Origin of the sequence: Streptomyces blattellae (genome assembly GCF_009709555.1) — a bacterium.
GTDB classification, from domain to species: Bacteria; Actinomycetota; Actinomycetes; order Streptomycetales; family Streptomycetaceae; genus Streptomyces; species Streptomyces blattellae.
In genome coordinates this window covers 25,176-50,177 of the sequence record NZ_WJBG01000187.1, presented here as the reverse complement: position 1 = coordinate 50,177, position 25,002 = coordinate 25,176, and the positions used below count along the sequence as shown (strand labels likewise).

The 25,002-nt window shown below is 71.0% G+C and carries 19 protein-coding genes; 9 read left to right on the top strand and 10 right to left on the bottom strand.

The genetic code is table 11. The features are described from left to right. Positions 1-45: 45 nt before the first annotated feature. Positions 46-1,089, bottom strand: a complete 1,044-nt coding sequence (locus GFH49_RS24715) for a 3-isopropylmalate dehydrogenase (protein ID WP_155058279.1) — start codon at positions 1,087-1,089, stop codon at positions 46-48. A 287-nt stretch (positions 1,090-1,376) separates the two neighbouring features. Here GFH49_RS24715 and GFH49_RS41750 point away from each other — a divergent pair, with 287 nt between their 5' ends. Beyond that, complete coding sequence (locus GFH49_RS41750; RefSeq protein ID WP_456243057.1) at positions 1,377-2,135, top strand: fibronectin type III domain-containing protein; 759 nt, start codon at positions 1,377-1,379, stop codon at positions 2,133-2,135. Positions 2,136-2,202: 67 nt separating this feature from the next. Here GFH49_RS41750 and GFH49_RS41035 read toward each other — a convergent pair whose 3' ends face one another. After that, entirely contained in the window at positions 2,203-2,334 is a 132-nt protein-coding gene (locus tag GFH49_RS41035) for a hypothetical protein (RefSeq protein WP_155058278.1), read from the bottom strand. A gap of 362 nt (positions 2,335-2,696) precedes the next feature. Here GFH49_RS41035 and GFH49_RS24700 point away from each other — a divergent pair, with 362 nt between their 5' ends. After that, complete coding sequence (locus GFH49_RS24700) at positions 2,697-2,903, top strand: DUF5988 family protein (RefSeq protein ID WP_155058277.1); 207 nt, start codon at positions 2,697-2,699, stop codon at positions 2,901-2,903. 104 nt (positions 2,904-3,007) lie between these two features. Here the strand turns inward: GFH49_RS24700 and pruA are convergent, their stop codons facing one another. After that, positions 3,008-4,639, bottom strand: a complete 1,632-nt coding sequence (pruA, locus tag GFH49_RS24695; protein WP_155058276.1) for an L-glutamate gamma-semialdehyde dehydrogenase — start codon at positions 4,637-4,639, stop codon at positions 3,008-3,010. A 387-nt stretch (positions 4,640-5,026) separates the two neighbouring features. Continuing rightward, positions 5,027-6,007 carry a proline dehydrogenase family protein gene (locus tag GFH49_RS24690; protein WP_155058275.1) on the bottom strand — a complete coding sequence of 327 codons (981 nt, stop codon included), beginning with the start codon at positions 6,005-6,007 and terminating at the stop codon, positions 5,027-5,029. A gap of 107 nt (positions 6,008-6,114) precedes the next feature. Between GFH49_RS24690 and GFH49_RS24685 the strand changes: the two genes are divergently transcribed. The 5 genes from GFH49_RS24685 to GFH49_RS24665 all read left to right on the top strand — a co-directional run bounded on the left by GFH49_RS24685 (position 6,115) and on the right by GFH49_RS24665 (position 12,302). After that, a complete protein-coding gene (locus tag GFH49_RS24685) occupies positions 6,115-7,332 on the top strand; it encodes a PucR family transcriptional regulator (protein ID WP_155058274.1) in 1,218 nt (405 codons plus the stop codon). Between the two features lie 124 nt (positions 7,333-7,456). After that, complete coding sequence (locus GFH49_RS24680) at positions 7,457-8,944, top strand: ABC transporter substrate-binding protein (protein WP_155058273.1); 1,488 nt, start codon at positions 7,457-7,459, stop codon at positions 8,942-8,944. Beyond that, complete coding sequence (locus GFH49_RS24675) at positions 8,941-10,710, top strand: ABC transporter permease subunit (RefSeq protein WP_155058272.1); 1,770 nt, start codon at positions 8,941-8,943, stop codon at positions 10,708-10,710. Before GFH49_RS24680 ends, GFH49_RS24675 begins: the two co-directional genes overlap by 4 nt. Beyond that, positions 10,679-11,638 carry an ABC transporter ATP-binding protein gene (locus GFH49_RS24670; RefSeq protein WP_155058271.1) on the top strand — a complete coding sequence of 320 codons (960 nt, stop codon included), beginning with the start codon at positions 10,679-10,681 and terminating at the stop codon, positions 11,636-11,638. Before GFH49_RS24675 ends, GFH49_RS24670 begins: the two co-directional genes overlap by 32 nt. After that, positions 11,625-12,302: an ATP-binding cassette domain-containing protein gene (locus GFH49_RS24665; protein WP_155058270.1), complete on the top strand. Its 678-nt coding sequence runs from the start codon at positions 11,625-11,627 to the stop codon at positions 12,300-12,302. The genes GFH49_RS24670 and GFH49_RS24665 overlap by 14 nt, the downstream gene beginning before the upstream one ends. Before the next feature lie 153 nt (positions 12,303-12,455). Here the strand turns inward: GFH49_RS24665 and serA are convergent, their stop codons facing one another. The 6 genes from serA to GFH49_RS24635 form a co-directional block, all read right to left on the bottom strand. Then, positions 12,456-14,045, bottom strand: a complete 1,590-nt coding sequence (gene serA / locus GFH49_RS24660) for a phosphoglycerate dehydrogenase (protein WP_155058269.1) — start codon at positions 14,043-14,045, stop codon at positions 12,456-12,458. Positions 14,046-14,293: 248 nt separating this feature from the next. Continuing rightward, complete coding sequence (ilvC, locus tag GFH49_RS24655; RefSeq protein ID WP_155058268.1) at positions 14,294-15,295, bottom strand: ketol-acid reductoisomerase; 1,002 nt, start codon at positions 15,293-15,295, stop codon at positions 14,294-14,296. 118 nt (positions 15,296-15,413) lie between these two features. Continuing rightward, the gene (gene ilvN / locus GFH49_RS24650; protein ID WP_062708926.1) at positions 15,414-15,938 is read right to left on the bottom strand and encodes an acetolactate synthase small subunit; all 525 of its coding nucleotides are present in this window, start codon (positions 15,936-15,938) and stop codon (positions 15,414-15,416) included. Between the two features lie 26 nt (positions 15,939-15,964). Beyond that, positions 15,965-17,812, bottom strand: coding sequence for an acetolactate synthase large subunit (locus GFH49_RS24645; protein WP_196218121.1), 1,848 nt, complete (start codon positions 17,810-17,812; stop codon positions 15,965-15,967). Between the two features lie 230 nt (positions 17,813-18,042). Then, a complete protein-coding gene (locus tag GFH49_RS24640; protein ID WP_196218118.1) occupies positions 18,043-21,090 on the bottom strand; it encodes a putative bifunctional diguanylate cyclase/phosphodiesterase in 3,048 nt (1,015 codons plus the stop codon). A 375-nt stretch (positions 21,091-21,465) separates the two neighbouring features. Next, positions 21,466-22,464, bottom strand: a complete 999-nt coding sequence (locus GFH49_RS24635; protein WP_155058265.1) for a 2-hydroxyacid dehydrogenase — start codon at positions 22,462-22,464, stop codon at positions 21,466-21,468. 217 nt (positions 22,465-22,681) lie between these two features. Between GFH49_RS24635 and GFH49_RS24630 the strand changes: the two genes are divergently transcribed. Both GFH49_RS24630 and GFH49_RS24625 read left to right on the top strand, forming a co-directional pair. Further along, positions 22,682-23,680, top strand: a complete 999-nt coding sequence (locus GFH49_RS24630) for an aldo/keto reductase (RefSeq protein ID WP_155058264.1) — start codon at positions 22,682-22,684, stop codon at positions 23,678-23,680. 109 nt (positions 23,681-23,789) lie between these two features. Beyond that, positions 23,790-24,998 carry a PQQ-dependent sugar dehydrogenase gene (locus tag GFH49_RS24625; protein ID WP_155058263.1) on the top strand — a complete coding sequence of 403 codons (1,209 nt, stop codon included), beginning with the start codon at positions 23,790-23,792 and terminating at the stop codon, positions 24,996-24,998. Positions 24,999-25,002 lie beyond the last annotated feature (4 nt).

The following is a 25,002-nucleotide window of genomic DNA, read 5'->3' as shown; positions in this document are numbered from 1 at the left end:
TCCCCCGCTCGCACGACGTCGGGAGGGGGCGAGTGCGCGGCAGGGTCAGCCGGCTACTCGTACTGCCAGTGCGTCGCCGATCTCGGCGGTGGAGCGGGCGGGCTTGCCGGTGCGCTCGGCGAGGTCGGCGGAGACCGCCTCGTCGATGCGGGCGGCCTCGGCCTCGTAGCCGAGGTGGCGCAGGAGCAGGGCGACGGACAGGACCGTGGCGGTGGGGTCGGCCTTGCCCTGGCCGGCGATGTCGGGCGCGGAACCGTGGACCGGCTCGAACATCGAGGGGAACTCGCCGGACGGGTTGATGTTCCCGCTCGCGGCGACGCCGATGCCGCCGGAGACGGCTGCGGCGAGGTCGGTGATGATGTCACCGAAGAGGTTGTCGGTGACGATGACGTCGAACCGCTCCGGCTGGGTGACCAGGTAGATGGTCGCCGCGTCGACGTGCATGTACTCCGTGGTGACCTCGGGGAACTCCTCGGCCACCTTGTTGAAGATGTTCGTCCACAGGTGACCCGCGAAGGTCAGCACGTTGTTCTTGTGGATCAGCGCGAGCTTCTTGCGCGGACGGGCCTGCGCGCGGGCGAACGCGTCGCGCACCACTCGCTCGACACCGAAGGCCGTGTTCACGGAGACCTCGGTGGCGACCTCGTGCGGGGTGTCCTTGCGGATGGTGCCGCCGTTGCCGGTGTACGGACCTTCGGTGCCCTCGCGGACCACGACGAAGTCGATGGACGGCTCACCCTTCAATGGCGTGTCCACACCCGGGAGCAGCTTCGACGGACGCAGGTTGACGTGGTGGTCGAAGAGGAAGCGGAGCTTCAGCAGGAAGCCGCGCTCCAGCACGCCGGAGGGGACCGACGGGTCGCCGATGGCGCCGAGCAGGATGGCGTCGTGGTTCTTCAGGGCCTTCGCGTCCGCGTCGGTGAGGGTCTCACCGGTGGCGTGGTAGCGCTTGGCTCCGAAGTCGTACTCCTTGGTCTCCAGCTTCACATCCTCAGGAAGGACGGCGGAGAGGACCTTCAGGCCTTCGGCCACGACTTCCTGGCCGATGCCGTCACCGGGAATCACTGCGAGATTGATGCTGCGAGACATGTCGGCACCCTACCCCTCCATCCCATGAGATGACACGGGGTGTCCGCGATACGGACAACCGGATCGACGGCGACACCACGGCGCCGGTCCGCGTTCACCCGTACGTATGGCGGGGGTTGGGGTTCGCTGGGAAGTTCATTGGCCATGGGCCTCCCGGACTTCGGCATTCCCCCGCGGCTCGCGCGCCGGATGAGCATGGCCGAACAGCACGAGTACCTGCGCACCAGACTGACCCGCCGCCGCACGCTGGTGACGGCGGGCGCGTTGGCGGGCGGACTGCTCACCGGATGCTCGGAGTCGGGGGGAGGACAAGGCCGTCCGCCATCGCCACCTCGAAGGTGCCCGGCTCCGTCGTCACCCCCTTCGGCCGCCATCTCGCCTTCGGCGCCGACCCGAAGACGCAGATGCGGATCTCCTGGCAGGTGCCGGCCGCGGTGCGGAAGCCGTACGTCCGGATCGGCACCCGGCCCGAGGAGCCGATCCGGAGGACCGAGGCCGAGGTGCGCGATCTGCACACGCCCGAACTCCGGGGCGTGCGCCCGGCGTTCGAGCAGTACTACGTGCACGTGGCCCTGGACGGCCTGCGCCCCGGCACGACGTACTACTACGGCGTCGGCCACGACGGCTTCGACCCGGCCTCCCCGGACCGCCGCTCGACGATCAGCTCCTTCCGTACGGCGCCGGCGGCCCCGGAGACCTTCGCCTTCACCGCCTTCGGTGACCAGGGCGCGGGCGCTGAAGTCGCCTTGTCCGACAACGTAGTTGGCGCACCTGCCGCCGGACGGGCGGGAAGTGACGCCTGTGGAGGCCCATGTGAGACCGATCTCCCCGGAGACCGGCAGGGGCCTGTGAAGCAGGAACCCGTGGTGGTACCGCGAAGCGGCACGGACCGGAATCTCCAGCCCTCGGGCTGGAGAGGGCGTCAACGGGGCTTCTCCTTACTCTCGGTGGAGGCGGAGAGCGGTACGGCGCCACGGCTGAAGGTGTCGGCGCCGGCGCAGAGCGGCGAGCGCATCGACCACTTGGAGGTGCGGCGCGGAGCGTAGGCCCCGCACCGCACCTCGTACGGGCGGCTCCCGGTATGGAGGTTGTTTCGTTGTCCGACGGGCCGGCTCAGTGGCCGGTCGCGCCGCCGTTGTCCCGGCGGTCGAGGGCGCGCTGGAGGGCGGCGGCCGCGTTCTTGCGGTCGGACTCGCTGGTACGGGAGATACGGCGGACTCGACGGCGGGCGGTCGTCTCGGCCATGAGAAATCGACTCCTTCGAACAAACCTGGAGTACGGACAGGGGGTGCCGAGACTCCCCCACTGCCTCAAGGGCGTGGGAGGTGCCCCCAGGTGGGGCGGGGAGCGGGGGCCGCAGGGGTTGCCTGCACGGGGCCCGGCTCACATCCGCCATTCGCTTGATCGAGCGAGACGTTCGGCTTCTACAAAGCTATGGGAGGACCGCGCTCCTGTCTCCACAATTACTCGGGCTTCCTACTATCTGAGACGGTGGGCTGGGTCACACGGCGCTGACCTGGGGTTTCATCGCAGTCCCGTCGCCCACACGACTGATCCTCTTCTCGACAGGCGACTTCAGGCCACGGCAGGGGGGTACCCGTGACCTCATGAGCGATACGACCAGGGCACTCCTCGCGGGCGGCCCGGACGATCTGCCCGAGCGGATCGTCCCGGTCCCGCCCCCGGGAGCAGACGTCAAGATCAAGCTGCGCGGCGGATACGAGCACTTCCGGCCGACCGAGCGGCACGAGGACACCACGGAGGGCAGGCTGCCCGTGTACGAGTGGTGGGAGCGGACGGAGATCGCCGAGTAGGTTCACGTGGCGCCCCGGACACGTCCCGCAGGCGGGCCGCCCGCACAGAACGCCCCCGTTCCGGAGGGGGGATCCGGAGCGGGGGCGGGGGTCGGAGCGGGCCGTCAGCCCATGTGCGGGTAGCCGTAGTCGGTCGGCGGGACCAGGGTCTCCTTGATGGCGCGGGTCAGGGTCCAGCGCATCAGGTTCTGTGGGGCGCCGGCCTTGTCGTTGGTGCCGGAGGCGCGGCCGCCGCCGAAGGGCTGCTGGCCGACGACGGCGCCGGTCGACTTGTCGTTGATGTAGAAGTTGCCGGCCGCGTAGCGGAGCTTGTCCATCGTGTACGCCGCAGCCTGGCGGTCGCCCGCGATGACCGAGCCGGTGAGCGCGTAGTCGCACACCGACTCCATCTGGGTCAGCATCTCCTCGTACTGCTCGTCCTCGTAGACGTGCACCGCGAGGAACGGGCCGAAGTACTCGGTGGTGAAGACCTCGTTCGCCGGGTCCGTGCACTCGACGACCGTCGGGCGGACGAAGTAGCCGACGGCGTCGTCGCAGGAGCCGCCCGCGACGATCGTGCAGGCCGGATCCTCCTTCGCGCGGTCGATCGCGGCCTTGCTCTTGGCGAAGGCGCGCTCGTCGATGACCGCGCCGATGAAGTTCGACAGGTCGGTGACGTCGCCCATGGCGATGCCGTCGACCTCGGCCGCGAACTCCTCACGGAAGCCGGAGTTCCAGATCGACGCCGGGATGTACGCCCGGGAGGTCGCCGAGCACTTCTGGCCCTGGTACTCGAAGGAACCGCGGGTCAGCGCGGTCTTCAGGATCGCGGGGTCGGCGCTCGGGTGGGCGACCACGAAGTCCTTGCCGCCGGTCTCGCCGACGATGCGCGGGTAGGAGCGGTACTTCTCGATGTTGGCGCCGACGGTCTTCCACAGGTACTGGAAGGTCTTGGTCGAGCCGGTGAAGTGGATGCCGGCGAGGTCGCGGTGGGCCAGGGCGACCTCGGAGACCTCGATGCCGTCACCGGTGACGAGGTTGATGACGCCCTTGGGCAGACCGGCCTCCTCAAGCAGCCGCATCAGCAGCACGGCGGCATGGGTCTGCGTCGGGGACGGCTTCCAGACGACGACGTTGCCCATCAGCGCGGGCGCGGTCGGCAGGTTGCCCGCGATCGCCGTGAAGTTGAACGGCGTGATCGCGTAGACGAAGCCCTCCAGCGGGCGGTGGTCGAGGCGGTTCCAGACGCCCGGAGAGTTGGCGACCGGCTGCTCGGCCAGGATCTGTCGGGCGTAGGCGACATTGAAGCGCCAGAAGTCGATCAGCTCGCAGGGAGCGTCGATCTCCGCCTGCTGGGCGGTCTTGGACTGGCCGAGCATGGTGGAGGCGGCCAGCGTCTCGCGCCACGGCCCGGACAGCAGCTCGGCCGCGCGCAGGATGATCGCGGCACGGTCGTCGAAGGACATCGCACGCCAGCCCGGCGCGGCGGCGAGCGCCGCGTCGATCGCGTCCCGCGCGTCCGCCTGCGTCGCGTTGCGGTACGTACCGAGGACGGCCTTGTGGTTGTGCGGCTGCACGACCTGGAAGGCCTCGCCGCCGCCCATCCGCTTCTCACCGCCGATGGTCATCGGCAGGTCGACCGGGTTCTCGGCCAGCTCCTTCAGCCTGGCCTCCAGCCGGGCGCGCTCGGGCGAGCCGGGGGCGTAGCCGTGCACCGGCTCGTTGACGGGGGTGGGGACCTGGGTCACAGCGTCCATGGGTTACCTCTTCCGAGTCATTCCCGGGCTCCAGCCGCGGGGAGCTGAAGCCGTTGCGTATCGTGAGCAGCGGTCAGGGCTTGACCGTCACGAACTCGCCTCGGCGGGCTCGTGAGAAGCTCTCCAGGGGTCGGAGTCACGGGTTCCGTAACTCCTTTCCACGGAACCGGGTCCGGCTCAACCGGCCGCGGGGCGGCGGCTGCCGGCCTCCGAGCGTCTCTCGGGGCCCGACATTCGCCGCTCATCCAGCGCATCACCCCTTGCTGACCATCGAGCGTATGAAAAAGCGCAGGTTGGCCGGTTTCTCCGCCAGCCGTCGCATGCTGTGCCTTCCCGGGGGACAACCCCCGGCCCCCCGGCCGAAAAACTCAGCGCGTGCATCATCGATCAGCCTCGGGTGAGCATGCTGCGAGCGAAAAAGCGCAGGTTGGCCGGTTTCTCCGCCAGCCGTCGCATGAAGTAGCCGTACCAGTCGGTGCCGTAGGCCGTGTAGACGCGCATGCGGTGGCCCTCGGCGGCAAGTCGCAGATGTTCGTCGGTCCTGATCCCGTACAGCATCTGGAACTCGTACTCGTCGAGTTTGCGCCCGGCCCGCCGGGCCAGTTCCTGGGCGATGGAGAGCAGGCGCGGGTCGTGCGACCCGATCATCGGGTACCCGTCGCCCTCCATCAGAACCTTGAGGACGCGGACGTACGCCTTGTCGATCTCGTGCTTCCGCTGGTGGGCGACCTCGGCGGGCTCCTTGTACGCGCCCTTCACCAGCCGTACGCGGCTGCCGTTCGCGGCGAGGCGGCTGGCGTCGGCCTCGGTGCGGAAGAGGTAGGCCTGGATGACGCAGCCGGTCTGCGGGAAGTCCCTGCGCAGTTCGTCGTGGATGGCGAACATCGAGTCGAGGGTGGTGTGGTCCTCGGCGTCCAGGGTGACCGTGGTGCCGATGGCGGCGGCGGCCTCGACGACCGGGCGGACGTTGGCGAGGGCCAGTTCGTGACCGCTGCGGAATGCGGGGGCGGGCCCGGAGGGCCCAACGGGCAGGGCGGTGGTGGGCGACGGGAGGGCTTGGCCGAACATCGACAGCTTGACGGACATCTCGGCACGCGTGCCCAGTTCCAGCTCCCCCAGCCGGCCGACCAGCTCCAGGTAGGCGTCGCGGGCGGCCCCGGCCTGCTCGGGGGTGGTGATGTCCTCGCCGACGACGTCCATGGTCAGCTCCAGACCCTTGGACGTGAGGTCCTGGATGACCGGCACGATGTCGTCGACCGTCTCGCCCGCGATGAACCGGTCGACGACCTGCTTGGTCACCGGGGCCGCCGAGATCAGGCGTCGCATCCGGTCGCTGCGCGACGCGGCGAGAATCACGGGAGCCAGCACGGGGCACCTCCACAAACCAGCAGACAGAACCACCGTGAAACCTAAGGATCCCTCCGATCGTCGGCCATCGACAGCTGTCACGCATCCGTGCCGCAGTTCTCAGACAGATGTATGAAGGCCCTGCGGTTCTGCGGGAGAATGCCCGGGTGACCGCCGATACTCCATCCTTCCACCGAGCGGACGACTATCAGGAGCTGGTCGACGAGATCTCCGAGTTGCTCGGCGTCCCGGCGACACTGGAGAACCGCGACTTCGAGCTGATCACCTTCGGCGCGTACGACAGCGAGGACGAGCTGGACGCGTCGGCCCTGGACCCGGTGCGTGCCCGCTCGATCCTGACCCGGCGCTCGACGGCGGCGGTGCGGGCGTGGTTCGAGGGCTTCGGCATCACGCGCGCGACCGCCCCGGTCCGTATCCCGCCCACTCCGGAGGCGGGGGTCCACCGGGGGCGGATCTGTCTCCCCGTACGCCATCGCGGTGTCGTCCTCGGTTACGTCTGGCTGCTCGACGGCGAGCCGGGGCCCACCGGGCAGCAGCTCGCCGCCGCGATGGACGTGACCGGGCGGATCGGCGCGCTGCTCGCCGACGAGGCACAGGCGGGCGCGGATCTCACGCGTGAGCTGCGCGCGGTGCTGACCGCCGAGCGCGGCTGGCAGCGGGACATGGCGGTGGCGGCGCTGGGCACCGCGCTGGGCCCTCGGGGGGACGGCCCGCACGCCGTGGTGTGTGCCGCGCCCTGGCCGTCGGCGGACCCGGACGACGCCCCGTCGGCCCGTACGGTCCCGCACGCGACGGCGCTGTGCACGGTCCCGTGGGGCACCGCCGGCCAGAGCCTCGCCGTACTGGTCCGGCTGCGGTCGGCGGACGCCCGGACCCCGGCGCTCGCGGCGGCGGCGCGGCTGCTCAAGGAGGGAGCGGGCGCGGCCGGGGTCGGCGAACCGCGCACCGGTCTCGCCGAGCTGGGCACCGCCTGGCAGGAGGCCTCGGCAGCCGCGCGTGCCGCCCTCGCGGAACCCCGGTTCGGACCGGTGGCCGAGTGGAACCGCATCGGCCCGTACCGGCTCCTCACCTCCCTGCCCCCGGCGGCCACCCACGACCCGGCGGTCGCTCCCCTCCTCTCCCCCGCCCACCGCGAACTCGCCCGCACCGCCGAGGCCTACCTCGACTGCGCAGGCCAGGCCGCCCGCACCGCAGCCGAACTGGGCATCCACCGGCAGACGCTCTACTACCGGCTGTCCCGCGTCGAAAAGCTGACAGGCCTCGCCCTCGACGACGGCGAGGACCGGCTCCTGCTCCACATGGCCCTCAAGGGCACCCGACTCTGACACAGCCGCGATCTCGCTGCAGGCAGGCCGCCCGCAGCGATCAAGCGGGATATGAAAATGATTGTCATCATGCTACGGTCGTCGCGCGCTCAACCTTTGACCACGTCTTTACCCGGAGTGTCCCGTGCGCCTGCCCGCCCGCTTGTTGCCCCTCTCCGCGGTCGCCGCGGCCTCCGCGCTGCTCACCGGCTGCTTCGCGTCGAGTGAGTCAGCCTCCTCCGACGCGGGGAATCGCGTCCGCCTGGCGATGATGCAGCCGCCGCGCTCGGGGCTCTCCCCGCTGTCCGACGACGCGTTCAAGCTGTCGCGCTGGTCCACCGCCGAGACCCTGGTGAAGCTGGACGCGGACGGCGATGCCCGGCCGGCCCTGGCCACCGAGTGGACGCAGTCCGGGAAGACGTGGACCTTCACCATCCGGGACGGCGTCACCTTCCACGACGGTACGCAGCTCACCGCGCGGGCCGTCGTCAACTCCCTCACCGAAGCGGCCACCGCCTCCCCCAAGCCCCGCATCCTCGACGGCGTCGAGCTGACCGCGAAAGCGCGGGACTCCGGCACCGTCACGGTCACCACCGCCGACGAGGACCCCCTGCTCCCGCAGCGGCTCAGCTCGCCCCAGCTGTCGATCCTCGCCGCGAAGGCGTACACCGGGAACACGGTCGACCCCGTCGGCGCGGGCACCGGCCCCTTCGAGCTGACGAAGGTGGGCGGCACCTCGTCCGCCTCCCTCGACCGCTACGACGACTACTGGGGCGAGCGGGCCAAGGCTCCCGGCATCGACGTGACATTCGTGCCGGACGGCACCGCCCGCGCCGCCGCCCTGCGCAGCGGTGAGGCCGACATCGTCGAGGCCGTGCCGGTGTCGCAGGCGGCGCTGCTGGACGAGGAGCTGATCACCGAGGTGCCGATGCCGCGTACCAACACGCTGTACCTCAACACCGACAGCGGCGTCTTCAAGGACGCCTCGCTGCGGGCCGCCGCCCGCGAGGCCATCGACGCCGAGTCGATCGTGGAGGGCGTGTACGAGGGGCGCGCGGACGTCGCCGAGGGGCTGCTCGGGCCCGCGCTGCCGTGGGCCGCCGATCTGCGCACCGACGTGCGGCGGACGGCGGCGAAGAAGGCGGACGGCCAGACCGTCACCATCGGCACCTTCACCGACCGCGCCGAGCTGCCCGAGGTCGCCGCCACCCTGCAACAGCAGCTCCAGAAGGCCGGCTTCAAGGTGAAGCTGGACGTCCGCGAGTACGCCAACATCGAATCGGACGCGCTGGCGGGCGAGTTCGACGCGTTCATCCTGTCCCGGGCCACCGTCCTGGACTCCGGCGACCCGGCCGCGTACCTCTACAGCGACTTCGCCTCCGACGGCTCCTTCAACATCTCCCAGCTCGCGGACGACTCCGTGGACAAGGCGCTGAAGAGCGCGGGCGAGACCGCGGTGGGCGACGCGCGCCGCAAGGCCGTCATCGACGCCGAGGCCGCCGTGCTGGCCACCGACGCCGCCGTCCCGATGCTCCACGAGCGCGTGATCCAGGGCGACGCGGCCGGTGTCGTCGGCGCCGCGCACGACCCGCGCGAGCGTGAGCTGGTCACGGCGGACACGTACGTCAGGTGAGGCCGACCGCCGCCGGGGTGACCCGGGCCCTGTGTCTCGTCGCGGTCCTGGCCGCCGTAGGCCTGCTGCCCTGGCTCTCCGGCAGGGACCCCGCGCTGACGGTCCTGCGGGCCAGGTCCGCCGAGCAGGAGCCGACGAAGGAGGCGCTGGACGCCGTACGACGGGATCTCGGGCTGGACGCCGGTCCCCTCTCGCTGCTGGGGAGCTGGGCCTCCGATCTGGTGCGCGGGGACCTCGGGACGTCGTGGGTGTCCGGCACCGAGGTGCTGCCGTCCGTCACCGCCGGGCTCCAGGTGTCGCTGGGGCTGGTGGGTGCGGCCTTCGGCTTCGCGGTGGTGCTGGCCTGCGTGCTGGTCGCGCCCGTGCTGGTACGGGGGCGGGGGTCGGCCGGGGCGGGGGCCGCGATGCTGGCTGCCGTACCCGAATTCCTGCTGGCCACCGTCGCGTTGCTGGTCTGCGGGGTGTGGCTGGGCTGGCTGCCGACCTCGGGCTGGCAGGGGCCCGAGTACATGGTCCTGCCCGCGCTCGCACTCGGCGTCCCGGCGGGCGGCATCCTCGGCCGACTGGTCGCGGACGCGCTGCCCGCCGTGCTGGACGAGCGGTGGGTGGAGCTGTGGCGGGGCGCCGGGGTGAGCAGGGCACGTATCGCGGCGGCGGCCCTGCGGCGCGTACTGCCGCCGCTGGTACCGCAGTTCGGGATGGCCGCCGTCGGTCTGACCGGGGGTGCGGTGGCCGTGGAGACGGTGTTCGCGGTGCCGGGCATCGGGCGTACGGCGCTCGGGGCGGCCAAGTCGCAGGACCTGCCGCTGCTCCAGGGGGCGGTGCTCGCCCTGCTCGCGCTGGGCCTGGTGACGGGTGCCGTCGCGGCTCTGCTGCGGCGGCGGCTGCTGGGGCCCGCGCTGCGTGACGCCGGGCTCTCCCTGCCGCCGGTCCGGCCGGTCCGTACCCACCCGGCGATCCCGCTGACGCTGTTCACCGTCCTTGCCGTGGCGATCGGCTGGGGCCTGGCGCGGGATCCGTACGCCGTGAACACCGCCGCCCGCCTTGCCGCGCCCTCGTGGAGCCACCCGCTCGGCACCGACGGACTCGGCCGGGACGTACTCGCCCGGCTCGGGCACGGTGCCGCGCCGACGGTCGGCACCGCGGCCGGCGTATGCCTGGTCAGCCTGGTGCTCGCGCTGGGCCTCGGCTTCCTGCCGGGCGTCGCGGCGGGCGCGGCGGACATCGCGAACGCGCTGCCGCCGGTGATCGTCGGGATCCTGGTCGCGGCCGCCGCCGGGCCCGGCACGGGCGGTGCGGCCTTCGCGGTCGCGCTGATCTCCTGGCCGCCGTTGGCCGCCCATGCGGCGGCGCTGGTGCAGGAGGTACGCGCGTCGGCGTTCCTCACCGCCCAACGGGCCATCGGGGCGACGCCGTGGTGGATCCTGACCCGGCATGTGCTGCCGTCCGTGGCCGCGCCGGTCGCCCGGCACGCCCTGCTGCGACTGCCCGGTATGGCCCTCGCCCTGGCCTCGCTGGGCTTCCTGGGACTGGGGGCACAGCCGCCGGCGCCCGAGTGGGGCCTGCTGCTCGACGAGTCGCGCGCCTATGTGGAACGGGCGCCGTGGGCCGCCCTCGCGCCCGCCGTGGCGCTGGCCCTGCTGGCGGGGCTCGCGGTGTCGGGAGCGTCGTACGCACAAGGAAGGCGAGTGACCCGGGTGACCGGTGTGACCCGTGCCAGGAAGGAGGCGCCCGGTGGAGCCGGACGTGCTGTTGTCGGTGCGTGATCTGCGGATCGCCTTCGACGGGGTGGAGGCCGTGCGCGGGGTGTCCTTCGACGTGCGCCCGCGTGAGGTGCTCGCCGTGGTGGGCGAGTCGGGCGCGGGCAAGTCGCTGACGGCTCGGGCGCTGCTGGGCATGGTGCCGGCGGGCGCGACGACGGGCGGCACGATCCGGCCTGACCTGTCGGACCGGCGCGGCCGTCGTATCGCACTCGTCCCCCAGGACGCCCTCTCCGCCCTCTCCCCGGTGCACCCGGTGGGCGACCAACTCGCCGCCGCCGTACGGTCGGTGGCCCGCGTCTCCCGCAAGGAGGCACGGGCACGGGCGGTGGCGGCGCTCGAACGCGTGGGGATCCCGGACGCGGCGCGCAAGGCACGGGCGTATCCGCACGAGTACTCCGGCGGCATGCGCCAGCGCGCGGTCATCGCGATGGCCACGGTCAACGAACCGGACATCGTCGTCGCCGACGAGCCGACCACCGCCCTCGACGAGGAGCACCGGGACCAGGTGCTGCGCGTGCTCGGCGAGCGGCGCGAGGCGGTCGGGGCGGCGCTCGTACTGGTCACGCACGACATGGACGTCGTACGGGAGCACGCCGACCGCATGCTGGTGATGTACGCCGGGCGCCTCACCGAACTCGGCCCGGCGGACGAGGTCTTGGCGCGTCCCCGGGCGCCGTACACGGCGGGCCTGCTGGCCTCGCTTCCGGAACATGCGCCCAGGCGCCGCCGTCTGCCCGCCCTCCCGGGCACCCCGCCCGCCCCGGGTGCTCTCCCGCCCGGATGTGCCTTCGCGCCGCGCTGCTCCCTCGCGGCGGACGCCTGTCACGCGACTGAACCCGAGCCCCAGCAGGTGGCGGGGCGTCTGGTCGCCTGCCACCGCTGGGCCGACACCCCCGACCTGCTCCAGGAGGCGTACCGTGCCTCTTCTTGACGTACGCGACCTGGTCGTCCGATACGGCACGGTCACGGCGGTGGACCGGGTGTCCTTCTCGCTGGAAGCGGGCGAGACCCTCGCCCTGAACGGCCCTTCCGGCTGCGGCAAGTCGTCCACCGCCCTGGCCGTGCTCCAGCTGCGCCGCCCGGACGGCGGTGAAGTCCACTTCGAAGGACAGGAGTTGACGAGCCTGACGGACCGCGAGCTGCGCCCGCTCCGCCCCCGGATGCAGCCGGTCTTCCAGGACCCCTACGGCTCCCTGAACCCCCGCCACCGCATCCGCGACGCGGTGGCGGAACCGCTGCGTGTCCAGGGGCGCCGGCCCACCCCCGGCGAAGTGGCCGAACTCCTCGACCGGGTGGGCCTGGACCCGTCGTACGGCGACCGCCGCCCGCACGAACTCTCCGGCGGTCAGTGCCAACGCGCCGGAATCGCCCGCGCGCTGGCCTCCGGCCCACGCCTGCTGGTCCTCGACGAGCCGGTGTCGGCCCTGGACCCGTCCGTCCGGGCCGGCGTGCTGAACCTGCTCGCCGACCTCCAGGACGACCTGGGCCTGGGCTATCTGTTCATCTGCCATGACCGGGCGGTCGTACGGCACTTCGCGGACCGGGTCGTCGAGATGCGCGAGGGGCGGGTCATTTCCGGCTGGCGGCGTCCCTGACCTGGCGCAGCAGAGCGTGTCCGGGGTCTTGTCCCGCTGTCGTGACGCCAGCGCGCCGGCGGGTGGGGGTGCGGGAGCGGGCATGCGAAACGCCGGACGAGCCGAGGAAACCCTCAGCCCGTCCGGCGTTGAGGACAAGGCCCGAACGGGGCCTCAGACCAGGTTCACCGCGCGAGCGGACGTCGCCCCGATCTCCTCCGCGACCTCGGCCAGCACTCCCGCGGGCACCGCGTCATCGACGGTCAGCACGGCCAGCGCCTCGCCGCCCGCCACCGCGCGAGCGACCTGCATCCCGGCGATGTTGATCCCGGCCTCACCGAAGATACGGCCGACGGTGCCGACGACTCCCGGACGGTCCTCGTAGCGCAGCACCACCATGTGGTCGGCGAGCGCGAGGTCCACGTCGTAGTCACCGACCGCGACGATCTTCTGCAGGTGCTTGGGACCGGCCAGCGTGCCGGAGACCGAGACCTCCTCGCCGCTGCCGAGCGTGCCGCGCACGGTGATGACGTTGCGGTGGTCGGGGGACTCCGAGCTGGTGGTCAGCCGCACCTCGACGCCGCGCTCCTGGGCGAACAGCGGGGCGTTGACGTACGACACGGTCTCGTCGACGACGTCCTCGAAGACACCCTTGAGGGCGGACAGCTCCAGCACCTTCACATCGTGCTGGGTGATCTCGCCGTACACCTCGACGTCGAGGCGGACGGCGACCTCACCGGCGAGCGCGGTGAAGATCCGGCCGAGGCGCTCGGCGAGGGGCAGGCCCGGCTTGACGTCCTCGGCGATGACGCCGCCCTGGACGTTCACCGCGTCCGGGACCAGCTCACCGGCGAGGGCGAGGCGGACCGAGCGGGCGACGGCAATACCGGCCTTCTCCTGGGCCTCGTCGGTGGAGGCGCCGAGGTGCGGGGTGGAGACGACCTGGTCGAACTCGAACAGCGGCGAGTCCGTGCAGGGCTCCTTCGCGTACACGTCGAGACCGGCACCGGCGACCCGGCCCTCCTTGAGGGCGGAGTACAGCGCCTCCTCGTCGACGATGCCACCGCGCGCCGCGTTGACGATGCGCACGCTCGGCTTGACCTTGCGCAGCGCCTCGTCGCCGATCAGGCCGAGGGTCTCGGGGGTCTTCGGCAGGTGGACGGTGATGAAGTCGGAGACCTCCAGCAGCTCGTCCAACGACAGCACCTTGACGCCCATCTGCGCGGCGCGCGCGGGCTGCACGTAGGGGTCGTAGGCCACGACCTTCATGCCGAAGGCGGACATGCGCTGGGCGACGAGCGCGCCGATACGGCCGAGCCCGACCACACCGAGGGTCTTCTCGGCCAGCTCCACGCCGGTGTACTTGCTGCGTTTCCACTCGCCGTTCTTCAGCGCGGCGTTCGCCTGCGGGATGTTGCGGGCGGTGGCGAGGATGAGACCGCAGGCCAGCTCGGCGGCGGTCACGATGTTCGAGGTGGGGGCGTTGACGACCATCACGCCGGCCTTGGTGGCGGCGGAGACGTCCACGTTGTCCAGGCCGACGCCGGCTCGTGCGACGACCTTCAGTCTGCCCGCGGCGGCGATCGCCTCGGCGTCCACCTTCGTGGCCGAGCGGATCAGGATCGCGTCGACGTCGGCGATGGCGGGGAGCAGTTCGGCTCGGTCTGCTCCGTTGCAGTGCCGGATCTCGAAATCCGGCCCCAACGCGTCGACGGTGGCGGGCGACAGCTCTTCAGCAATGAGTACGACGGGGTTCGAGCTCACGTGAGTCCTCACATGTCCAATGCGGACGGCCGTCCCGACGGCCGCAGGCGGTGGAGGGGTGCTTGGCCGCGTGGAGACGCACGACGCTGTGGGCCTGACGCGTATGTAGTACGGCAGTGTAGTGGCGCGGCGGAGGTCGTCTTACGACTCTGCGGAAGGATCACCCGGACGTGAAACTCCCTTTGTACGGGTCCGGGGCACAGCCCCGCGGCGGTACCCCCAGCCGAGGGTACCGCCGCGGGCAGGACTCACGCCTCCTCGTCGTTCACCCAGCTCATGAGCTTGCGCAGCTCCTTGCCGGTGGTCTCAAGGAGGGACTCGGCGTCCTGCTGCTTGTACTCGTTGTACTTCTTCAGACCGCCGTGGTACTCGGCCATCCACTCACGGGCGAACGTGCCGTCCTGGATCTCCGCGAGGATCTTCTTCATCTCGGCCTTGGTGGCGTCGGTGATGATCCGCGGCCCGGTGACGTAGTCGCCCCACTCGGCGGTCTCGGAGACGGACCAGCGCATCTTCTCCAGGCCGCCCTCGTACATGAGGTCGACGATCAGCTTCAGCTCGTGCAGGCACTCGAAGTACGCGATCTCCGGCTGGTAGCCCGCCTCGGTCAGCGTCTCGAAACCGGCCTTGACCAGCGCGGCCGTACCACCGCAGAGGACGGCCTGCTCACCGAACAGGTCGGTCTCGGTCTCCTCGGTGAACGTCGTCTTGATGACGCCGGCGCGGGTGCCACCGATGCCCTTGGCGTACGACAGGGCCAGCGCGAAGGCGTTGCCGGTCGCGTCCTGCTCGACGGCGGCGATGCAGGGAACGCCGCGGCCCTCCTCGTACTGGCGGCGGACGAGGTGGCCCGGGCCCTTGGGGGCGACCATGCAGACGTCGATGCCGGCCGGCGGCTTGATGAGGTCGAAGCGGATGTTCAGGCCGTGGCCGAAGAACAGGGCGTCGCCGTCCTTGAGGTTGTCCTTTACGGACTCCTCGTAGACCTGGGCCTGGATCGGGTCCGGGACCAGGATCATGATGACGTCGGCCTCGGCGGCGGCCTCGGCCGGGGTCACCACGCGCAGCCCCTGCTCCTCGGCCTTCGCCTTGGACTTGGAGCCCTCGTGCAGACCGACCCGGACGTCGACACCCGAGTCACGCAGCGACAGCGCGTGGGCGTGGCCCTGGCTGCCGTAACCGATGACCGCGACCTTGCGGCCCTGGATGATGGACAGGTCGGCGTCGGCGTCGTAGAACAGCTCGGCCACTTTGGGTTCTCTCCTTGTGTGCAGGTGTTGCGTCCCACCGTATGACGGCGGGCTGAGGTGAAGTCTGCGGGTCTCGGTATACGGGCGGCCGGTGTCCCCCGGCCGCCCGGATCCGTCGTTACGCGGACCGGTCCAGGGCGCGCAGCGACCGGTCCGTGATCGAACGCGCACCGCGTCCGATCGCGATCGTGCCGGACTGGACCAGCTCCTTGATGCCGTACGGCTCCAGCATCTTGAGCATGGCGGACAGCTTCTCGCCGCTGCCGGTGGCCTCGATGGTGACGGCCTCCGGGGAGACGTCGACGGTCTTGGCACGGAACAGCTGGACGATCTCGACGATCTGGGAGCGGGTCTCGTTGTCGGCGCGCACCTTCACCAGAACGAGTTCGCGCTGAACCGCCGAACCGGGCTCCAGCTCGACGATCTTCAGCACGTTGACGAGCTTGTTGAGCTGCTTGGTCACCTGCTCCAGCGGCAGGTCCTCGACGCCCACCACGATGGTGATGCGGGAGATGTCGGGGTGCTCGGTGACGCCGACCGCGAGCGAGTCGATGTTGAAGCCGCGGCGGGAGAACAGGGCGGCGATCCGGGCGAGGATGCCCGGCGTGTTCTCCACCAGGACGGAGAGCGTGTGCTTGGACATGGGTCTGCTTCCTTTACCTGCGGCTCTCAGTCGTCTTCGTTGTCGCCGAAGTCGGGGCGGACGTCCCGGGCGGCCATGATCTCGTCGTTGGAGGTGCCGGCGGCGACCATCGGCCACACCATCGCGTCCTCGTGGACGATGAAGTCGATGACGACCGGGCGGTCGTTGATCGAGTTCGCCTCCTCGATGACCTTGTCCAGCTCGTCCGGGGACTCGCAGCGGATCGCGTGGCAGCCCATGGCCTCCGACAGCTTCACGAAGTCAGGGACGCGGGTGCCCCTGGCCTCCGGGTTGACGTCGTCGGGACCGGAGTGCAGGACCGTGTTGGAGTAGCGCTGGTTGTAGAACAGGGTCTGCCACTGGCGGACCATCCCGAGGGCGCCGTTGTTGATGATGGCGACCTTGATCGGGATGTTGTTCAGGGCGCAGGTGGTCAGCTCCTGATTGGTCATCTGGAAGCACCCGTCGCCGTCGATCGCCCAGACGGTCTTCTCCGGGGCTCCGGCCTTGGCACCCATCGCGGCCGGGACCGCGTAGCCCATCGTCCCGGCGCCGCCCGAGTTCAGCCAGGTCGCGGGCTTGTCGTACTCGATGTAGTGCGCGGCCCACATCTGGTGCTGGCCGACGCCCGCGGCGAAGATCGTGCCCTCGGGGGCGAGCTGTCCGATGCGCTCGATGACGTGCTGGGGGGAGAGCGAGCCGTTGTCGGGGTGGTCGTAGCCGAGCGGGTACGTCTCGCGCCAGCGCTTCAGGTCGGTCCACCAGGCGGTGTAGTCACCCTGGTTGCCCTCGCTGTGCTCCTTCTGGACCGCCTGGATCAGATCGGCGATGACCTCGCGGGCGTCACCGACGATCGGCACGTCGGCGGCGCGGTTCTTGCCGATCTCAGCCGGGTCGATGTCGGCGTGGACGATCTTGGCGTGCGGGGCGAAGCTGTCCAGCTTGCCGGTGACGCGGTCGTCGAAGCGGGCTCCGAGGGCGACGATCAGGTCGGCCTTCTGCAGCGCGGTGACGGCGGTGACCGAACCGTGCATGCCCGGCATTCCCACGTGCAGCGGGTGGCTGTCGGGGAATGCGCCGAGCGCCATCAGGGTGGTGGTGACGGGCGCTCCGGTGAGCTCCGCGAGGACCTTCAGCTCCGCGGTGGCCTGCGCCTTGAGGACGCCGCCGCCGACGTACAGGACGGGTCGCCGTGCGGAGGTGATCAGCTTGGCGGCCTCACGGATCTGCTTGGCGTGCGGCTTGGTGACGGGCCGGTAGCCGGGCAGGTCCATGGCGGGCGGCCAGGAGAAGGTGGTCTGCGCCTGGAGGGCGTCCTTGGCGATGTCGACCAGGACCGGGCCGGGGCGGCCGGTGGAGGCGACGTGGAACGCCTGCGCGATCACCCGTGGGATGTCGTCGGCCTTGGTGACCAGGAAGTTGTGCTTGGTGATCGGCATGGTGATGCCGACGATGTCCGCCTCCTGGAAGGCGTCCGTGCCGATCGCCTTGGAGGCGACCTGCCCGGTGATCGCGACCAGCGGCACGGAGTCCATGTGGGCGTCGGCGATCGGCGTGACCAGGTTGGTGGCACCGGGCCCTGAGGTCGCCATGCAGACACCGACCTTGCCGGTGACCTGCGCGTAACCGGTGGCGGCGTGGCCGGCGCCCTGCTCGTGCCGGACCAGGACGTGGCGGACCTTGCCTGAGTCCATCAGCGGGTCGTACGCCGGAAGGATCGCGCCGCCGGGGATGCCGAATACCGTGTCGGCGCCGACCTCCTCGAGAGAGCGGATGAGGGACTGCGCACCCGTGACGCGCTCGGGGGCGGACTGTTGTCCTCCGGATCGGGGCCGCGGCTGCGGGTGTTGGGCCCCGGTGGCCTGCTCGGTCATCGTCATTCTCTTCTCGATGCTGAGGGTTTTTGCGAAGTTCGTGCGGTGTGCGGCTGCTGTACGACAGGTGCCTGTGCAACAAAAAACCCCTCGTGCCGTAAGGCAAGCGAGGGGAGCGCGCCGGGAGGGGTCGCTGAGCGGTCAGGGGCTCAGCTTCAGCCGACGCGCTTTCCAAGTACGAGAATTCGGGTGCGCATGGCACAGACCCTCTCCCCGGCAGACACCGCATGTCAAGCTGGTGGGACGGGAGTCTCATTATGTGAACGAAGGGCACTGCCGCCTCCGAGGACAGCGGGGACACCACTGGTGTACACCCCCGAGCCCCTTTCCACGGTCCGTTCACCTCCGACGCGCCCCTGCGGTTCTCTCACGCCCCCGGCGAACGCGGGCTCAGCCGGACCGTTCGGTACCGGATAGTGGCCGGAAGCCAGCGCTCTGCGCAGCCGGTACTCGTCCAGCGGACCGGAGAAGGCCATGCCCTGCCCGTGCGTGCAGCCCATCGCGCGCAACGCCACGACCTGCTCCGGAAGGTCCACGCCGTCCGCCACCGACTGCAGCCCCAGATCACCGGCGATCCGCAGCAGCCCACTGGTGATCTTGTGCAGCCGTGCCGACTCGACGACGCCCTCGACCAGGGAGCGGTCGAGTTTCAGTACGTCGACGGGAAGCCGCCTGAGCGCGGCGAGCGATGCGTATCCGCTGCCGAAGCCGTCGAGCGCGATCCGGACACCCAGCCGGTGCAATACCCCCAGGCGTCGCTCCAGCTCGTCCAGGGACACCCGCGCATCGGTGTCCGCCAACTCGATCACCAGCGCCCCGGGCGGCAACCCGTGCCGGGTGAGCAGCGCCTCGATCGAGCCGAGCGGCATCGACCGGTCCAGCAGGCGCCGGGCGCCCACCCGTACGGTCACCGGGACGGCCGACCCCGTCGCGGCCCGCTCGGCGGCCTGCTCGACGGCCTCCTCCAGGATCCAGCGGCCCAGCTCCTGGGTCTTGTCGCCGTCCTCGGCGACCCGGAGGAACTCGGCCGGGGTGAACAGCACGCCCTGCGAGGAGCGCCAGCGCGCCTGCGCGGCGACCGATGTGATCCGGCCGTTCTCCAGACAGACGACGGGTTGGTGCAGCAGCGCGAACTCGCCGTCGTTCAGCGCGGCCCGCAGGCGCGTGGCCAGCTCCGCCTTTCGTACGACGTCCTGCTGCATCTGCGGTGCGTACAGCTCCACGCGGCCCTTGCCGGCCGCCTTGGCGCGGTACATGGCCAGGTCGGCGTTGCGCAGGATCTCGCCCGCGCCCAGGCCGGCCTCGGCGAAGGCGACCCCGATGGACGCGGCGACCCGGACATCGTTGCCGTCGATGGCATACGGCTGCGAGAGCGTGACCCTGAGGCGGTCGGCGAGCTCCAGTATGTGGCGTTGGCGAGAGGCACGGTCACGGGTGCCGTCGCCGACGATCAGGGCCGCGAACTCGTCGCCGCCCAGCCGGGCCGCGGTATCGCCCTGCCGGACGCCGTCCTGGAGTCTGCGGGCGGCCTGGACGAGCAGCTCGTCCCCGGCCTGGTGCCCGATGGTGTCGTTGACGGCCTTGAAGCCGTCGAGGTCGATGAAGAGGACCGCCGTACCGGCGAGTGAGGCGCCCCGGTCGGAGGCGCGACGGCCGGACAGGGCCTGCTGGACGCGCCGGGTGAACAGGGCGCGGTTGGGCAGGTCGGTGAGCGGGTCGTGCTCGGCGTTGTGCTGGAGCTGCGCCTGCAGGCGCACTCTTTCGGTGACGTCCCGGCTGTTGAAGATGAGTCCGCCGTGGTGACGGTTGACGGTGGACTCGACATTGAGCCAGCCGCCGTCGCCGTCGCCGGCCTTGAAGCGGCACTCGATGCGCGTAGTGGGTTCTTCGAGTGGGCTGGCGGCGAGGAAGCGGCGCACCTCGTGCACCACGCAGCCCAGGTCCTCCGGGTGGATGAGATCGGCCAGTTCCGTGCCCACGAGGTCCTCGGCGGGGCGGCCGTAGACCCCGGCGGCGGCCGGGGAGACGTACCGGAGGATGCCGTTGGGTGCGGCGATCATGATGACGTCGCTGGAGCCCTGCACCAGGGACCGGAAGTGGTTCTCCTTCTGCGCCAGTTCCTGGGTGAGGGTGATGTTGTCGAGCAGCATGATGCCCTGGCGCACCACGAGGGCGAGCACGACGGTGCCACCGGTGAGAAGCACCACGCGGTCGACGCTGCGGCCGTTGAGGACGTTGTAGAGGATCCCCAGGGTGCAGACCGCGGCGGCGAGATACGGCGTGAGGGCGGCCAGGGAACCGGCGATGGGCCGGGCGGCGGGGTACCGGCTGAGATCACCCCCCTGCGGGGGTGCGTGGTGATGGCCGCCGCCCCGCTGTCCGGGCACGTGCTCGTGCACCACGCGCGTGTGCCCCTCGTCCTCCGCCTGCCCGCGCCGCGGCGCGGCCCAGGGGGCGTACGCCAGGAGCAGCGAGCCGGCGAACCACCCCGCGTCCAGCAACTGGCCCGAACGGTACGTGTAGTGCAGCAGCGGTGAGGTGAACAGGGCGTCGCACATCACCGTCAGGGCGAGCGCGCCGATCGCGGTGTTCACGGCGGTGCGGTTCCCGGAGGAGCGCCGGAAGTGCAGGGCGAGCACCATGCTGACCAGGACGATGTCCAGCAGCGGGTAGGCCAGCGACAGCGCGGTGTGCGCCACGCTCGATCCCTCGGACTTGGCCGCCTGGGCGAGCGCGAGGCTCCACGACAGCGTCAGCAGCGAGCCGCCGATCAGCCAGGCGTCGAGGACCAGGCAGACCCACCCCGCCTTCGTCACCGGCCGTTTGGCGAGGACCAGCAGGCCCACGATGGCGGGCGGGGCGAAGCACAGGAAGAACAGATCGGCGTAGCTGGGGCTGGGTACGGGCTGGCCGAGGACCACCTCGTACCACCCCCAGACCAGGTTGCCGAGGGCCGCCATCGCCGAGGAGAGCGCGAACAGCAGCCAGGCGAGCCGAAACCGGATCTGCCGGTTTCGGGCGTAGAGAAAGCAGGACACGGCCGCGGCGGCCGCCGCGGCGCTCAGACCGAAGTCGCCCATGATCAGCGCGACTTGGTGCGAGCCCCAGCCGAGCGCGGAACCGACGGCGTATCCCGCGCACACCAGGGCCAGTGACAGTTGGAGGACCAGGCTCGACCCGCCGCCGCAGGACGGTGGCCCGGTCGGCAGCGCCCGCCTCGGACGCTGCGCGCGCAGCGCTGCGTCGAGGGTGGTCGTGGAGGACAGCGGCGAGGTCACCGGGCCCTCCCGGTCCGCGTCGCTCCCGGGCCCCGGGGGTCCCGGTGCGTATGCCTCCTGCGGCCGCTGTGCCTGCGGTGGTGATGGCTGTGGTGACTGGCGTGGTGGCCGCGTCTGCGCGCGGCCGTGCGCCAGGGTCGCCGTCGGCGGCTCCGTCGCGTCGGATCGTTCGTGCATAGGCCGTGCATCGCCCGTCGCCCCCCTCACAGTCTGAAATATCCATCCCCGGCGCCGAACGGTCCGCGGCGCATCCCCTGTCGGGACGATACACCAGTCTCGTCACTCAGGGACATAGCTTCTCTACGCTCCGTGACGACCAGCGGCGATACGGGCACGTACCGCGTTCGGAGGATTGCGGAGGGTACCCGAAGCGGATTACGTGCCCGTTTCGTCCGGCTGCTGTGCGCTCGTGGCATCCGTCGGCCGTATGCCGGTCGCGCCTGTCGTAAGGATCACGTTCCGCAGCGGGCGATGGTTCAGGAAGCGGCTCAACTGGTCCCTCAGAAGCCGCTCGGCGCGCGGCAGGAAGGCGGATGTGGGCCCGCCGACGTGGGGGCTGATGAGCACGCCGGGCGCGCGCCACAGGGGGTGCTCGCGAGGCAGCGGTTCGGGGTCGGTGACGTCGAGGGCGGCGGTGATGCGGCGGCGCTCCACTTCGGCGAGCAGGGCCTTGGTGTCGACGACTGCGCCGCGGGCGACGTTGACGAGGAGCGCGCCGTCCTTCATCCGGGCCAGGAAGTCGGAATTGACCAGGTGGCGAGTGTTTTCGGTGAGCGGCGTGGACAGGATGACGACGTCTGCCTCGGGCAGCAGCGCGGGCAGTTCGGTGAGCGGGTGCACCAGGCCGCGCGCCATGGTGCGCTGAGAGCGCGCGACGCGCGCCACCCGCGCGAGTTCAAAAGGCGCGAGCCGGTCCTCGATGGCGGCGCCGATCGAGCCGTATCCCACGATCAGCACGTTCTTGTCGGCCAGTGCGGGCCGGAACCCGCCCAGCCACTCGCCCCGGTCCTGCGCCCGCACGAAGTCGGGGACCCCGCGCAGCGAGGCGAGGATCAGGGTGAGCGTGAGTTCGGCGGTGCTCGCCTCGTGCACCCCGCGCGCGTTGCACAGCCGTACGCCGGGGCGCAGATGCTTCAGCCCCGGCTCCACGTGGTCGATGCCGGCGGACAGGGTCTGCACGACCTGTACGGACGTCATCCCGGGCAGCGGGCGCTGTCCGAGCTCGGGGGCCTTCATATAGGGCACCACGTAGAAGACGCAGTCCGCGGGGTCCGCGGGGAAGTCCTCGCCACCGTCCCAGAAGCGGTAGTTCGGCCCTTCCGGGAGCCCTTCGATCTCTTCCGGCGGGATGGGCAGCCACACGTCAGCAGTCATGCCAGGAGGCTAAGCGCTCCGCGGGAAGTGCCGTGATCTGCCGTCGGCCGACTGCAGCCGATGCCATCAGGGCCGCTCAGGGCCTGGCGGCACGTTCCCGTCGTCCGCCCGAAGCGCGGGCCGCGCGGCGGCGGGCTCCGCCGGGCAGGTCCCGGTCAGGGGTGCGACGGCGCAGAGGTTAGGTTGGGGGGCGCGGAAGAGGGAGGGTTGCGGGCAGGTGGAGCGCAGGACGATCGGGGCGGCGGCGCTCGCGGTGGGGGCCGTCGGACTCGGGTGCATGCCGATGAGCTGGGCGTACAGCGGCTCGCGGCAGCGGGGGGACGAATCGCTCAGGGCCGTGCACCGGGCGCTCGATCTGGGCTCGACCCTGCTGGACACGGCCGACATGTACGGCCCGTTCACCAATGAACTGCTGGTGGGGCGGGTGCTCAAGGAGCGCCGCGAGGACGCCTTCGTGTCGACCAAGGTGGGCCTGCTGGTCGGCGAGCAGCACGTCGTGGCCAACGGGCGGCCGGGCTATGTGAAGCGGGCGTGCGACGCGTCGCTGCGGCGACTGCAGACCGACTACATCGACCTCTACCAGCTGCATCGAGCGGACCCGGAGGTTCCGGTCGAGGAGACCTGGGGCGCGATGGCTGGGCTGGTCCAGGCCGGAAAGGTACGGGCGTTGGGGCTGTGCGCGGTCGGCGCGCGCTCCGGGCGGCGGCCGGGGGCCGGGCTGCACGACGCCACGGTCCGGCAGTTGCAGCGGGTGCAGCAGGTGTTCCCGGTGAGCGCGGTGCAGGCGGAGCTGTCGGTGTGGTCGCCGGATGCGCTGGCGGCACTGCTGCCGTGGTGCGAAACGCGCGGCGTCGGCTTCCTGGCGGCGATGCCGCTCGGCAACGGCTTCCTGACCGGCACGCTGACACCCGGCGAGGGCTTCGAACCGGACGACGTCCGGGCCCGCCACCCGCGCTTCACGGCCGAGATGATGGCCGCGAACCAGCCGATCGTGGCCGGTCTGCGCCGGGTGGCGCACCGCCACGGCGAGGACGTCACACCCGCCCAGGTGGCCCTGGCGTGGGCGCTGGCCCAGGGGCGGCACGTGGTCGCGGTGCCGGGCGCCAAGCAGGAGCGCTGGGTGGCGGAGAACGCGGCGGCTGCCGGGGTACGGCTCACGGCGCACGACCTGGCGGAAGTGGCGGAGCTGCCGGTGGCGCGGGGATCCTGGGACTGAGAAGCGGGTCCGGACGCGTCGACGTGCGCCGGGGCTGATGCGTGGAATCTCGCCGTGCGACGACGATTCGGGATTCTTCGATCGGGAACCTGTGTCGCGCGAGCGGTGTATGAAAAGTAGAACTCGCCGCGTCGAAGGGACCATGATCGTGCAACGTCGAGCTGTGGCGGCCGCAGTGGCCGCGGCCACACTCCTGCTGACAGCCGGCTGCTCCTCCGACGACGGAGGCTCGGGATCGTCGGGCGGCGAGGAGAGCGCGTCATCGAACGGTACGAGCCCTCAGTCCCCGCCTTCGGGACAGGCCGCCGACGCCACCCCGCCGGCCAAGGGCTCGGTGAACGTCGTGCGCACGGTCACCGAGGACCTGGACTCGCCGTGGGGCCTTGCCCCGCTCCCGGACGGCGACCTGCTGGTCTCCTCGCGCGACGAGGCCACGATCACCCGGGTCGACACGGAGACGGGCAGGAAGACCGAGCTGGGCGAGGTGCCCGGGGTGTCCCCGGCCGGAGAGGGCGGCCTCATGGGCCTCGCGCTCTCCCCGGACTACGCCTCGGACCACATGATCTACGCGTACTTCACCTCGGCCTCGGACAACCGCATCGTCCGCATGCTGTACGAGGAGGACAAGGCGTCCGGCGAACAGCTCGGCGCACCCGACACGATCTTCCGGGGCATCCCCAAGGGCTTCATCCACAACGGCGGCCGGATCGCCTTCGGCCCGGACAGGATGCTGTACGCGGGCACGGGCGAGAGCGGTGAGGAGGGCCTGTCCCAGGACGAGGACTCCCTGGGCGGCAAGATCCTCCGCCTGACCCCGGAGGGCGAACCGGCACCGGGCAACCCGTTCTCGAACTCGCCCGTGTACTCCTACGGCCACCGCAATGTGCAGGGCCTCGCCTGGGACTCCGAACAGCGCCTGTTCGCCGCCGAGTTCGGCCAGGACACCTGGGACGAGCTGAACGCGATCAAGCCGGGCGACAACTACGGGTGGCCGGAAGCCGAGGGCACGTCCGACAACGCCGCGTACCACAACCCCATAGCCCAGTGGGCCACGGACGACGCCTCCCCCAGCGGCATCGCCTACGCCGAGGGCTCCGTCTGGATGGCGGGCCTGAAAGGCGAACGCCTGTGGCGCATCCCCCTGAAGGGCACCGAGGCCTCGGCCGACCCCCAGGCCTTCCTCGAAGGCGAGTACGGCCGGCTGCGCACGGTGGTCTCGGCGGGCAGCGACAAGCTGTGGCTGGTGACGAGCGAGACGGACGGGCGGGGTTCTCCGTCCGGCGGTGACGACCGGATCCTGGAGGTGCGGGTGAAGTAGACCG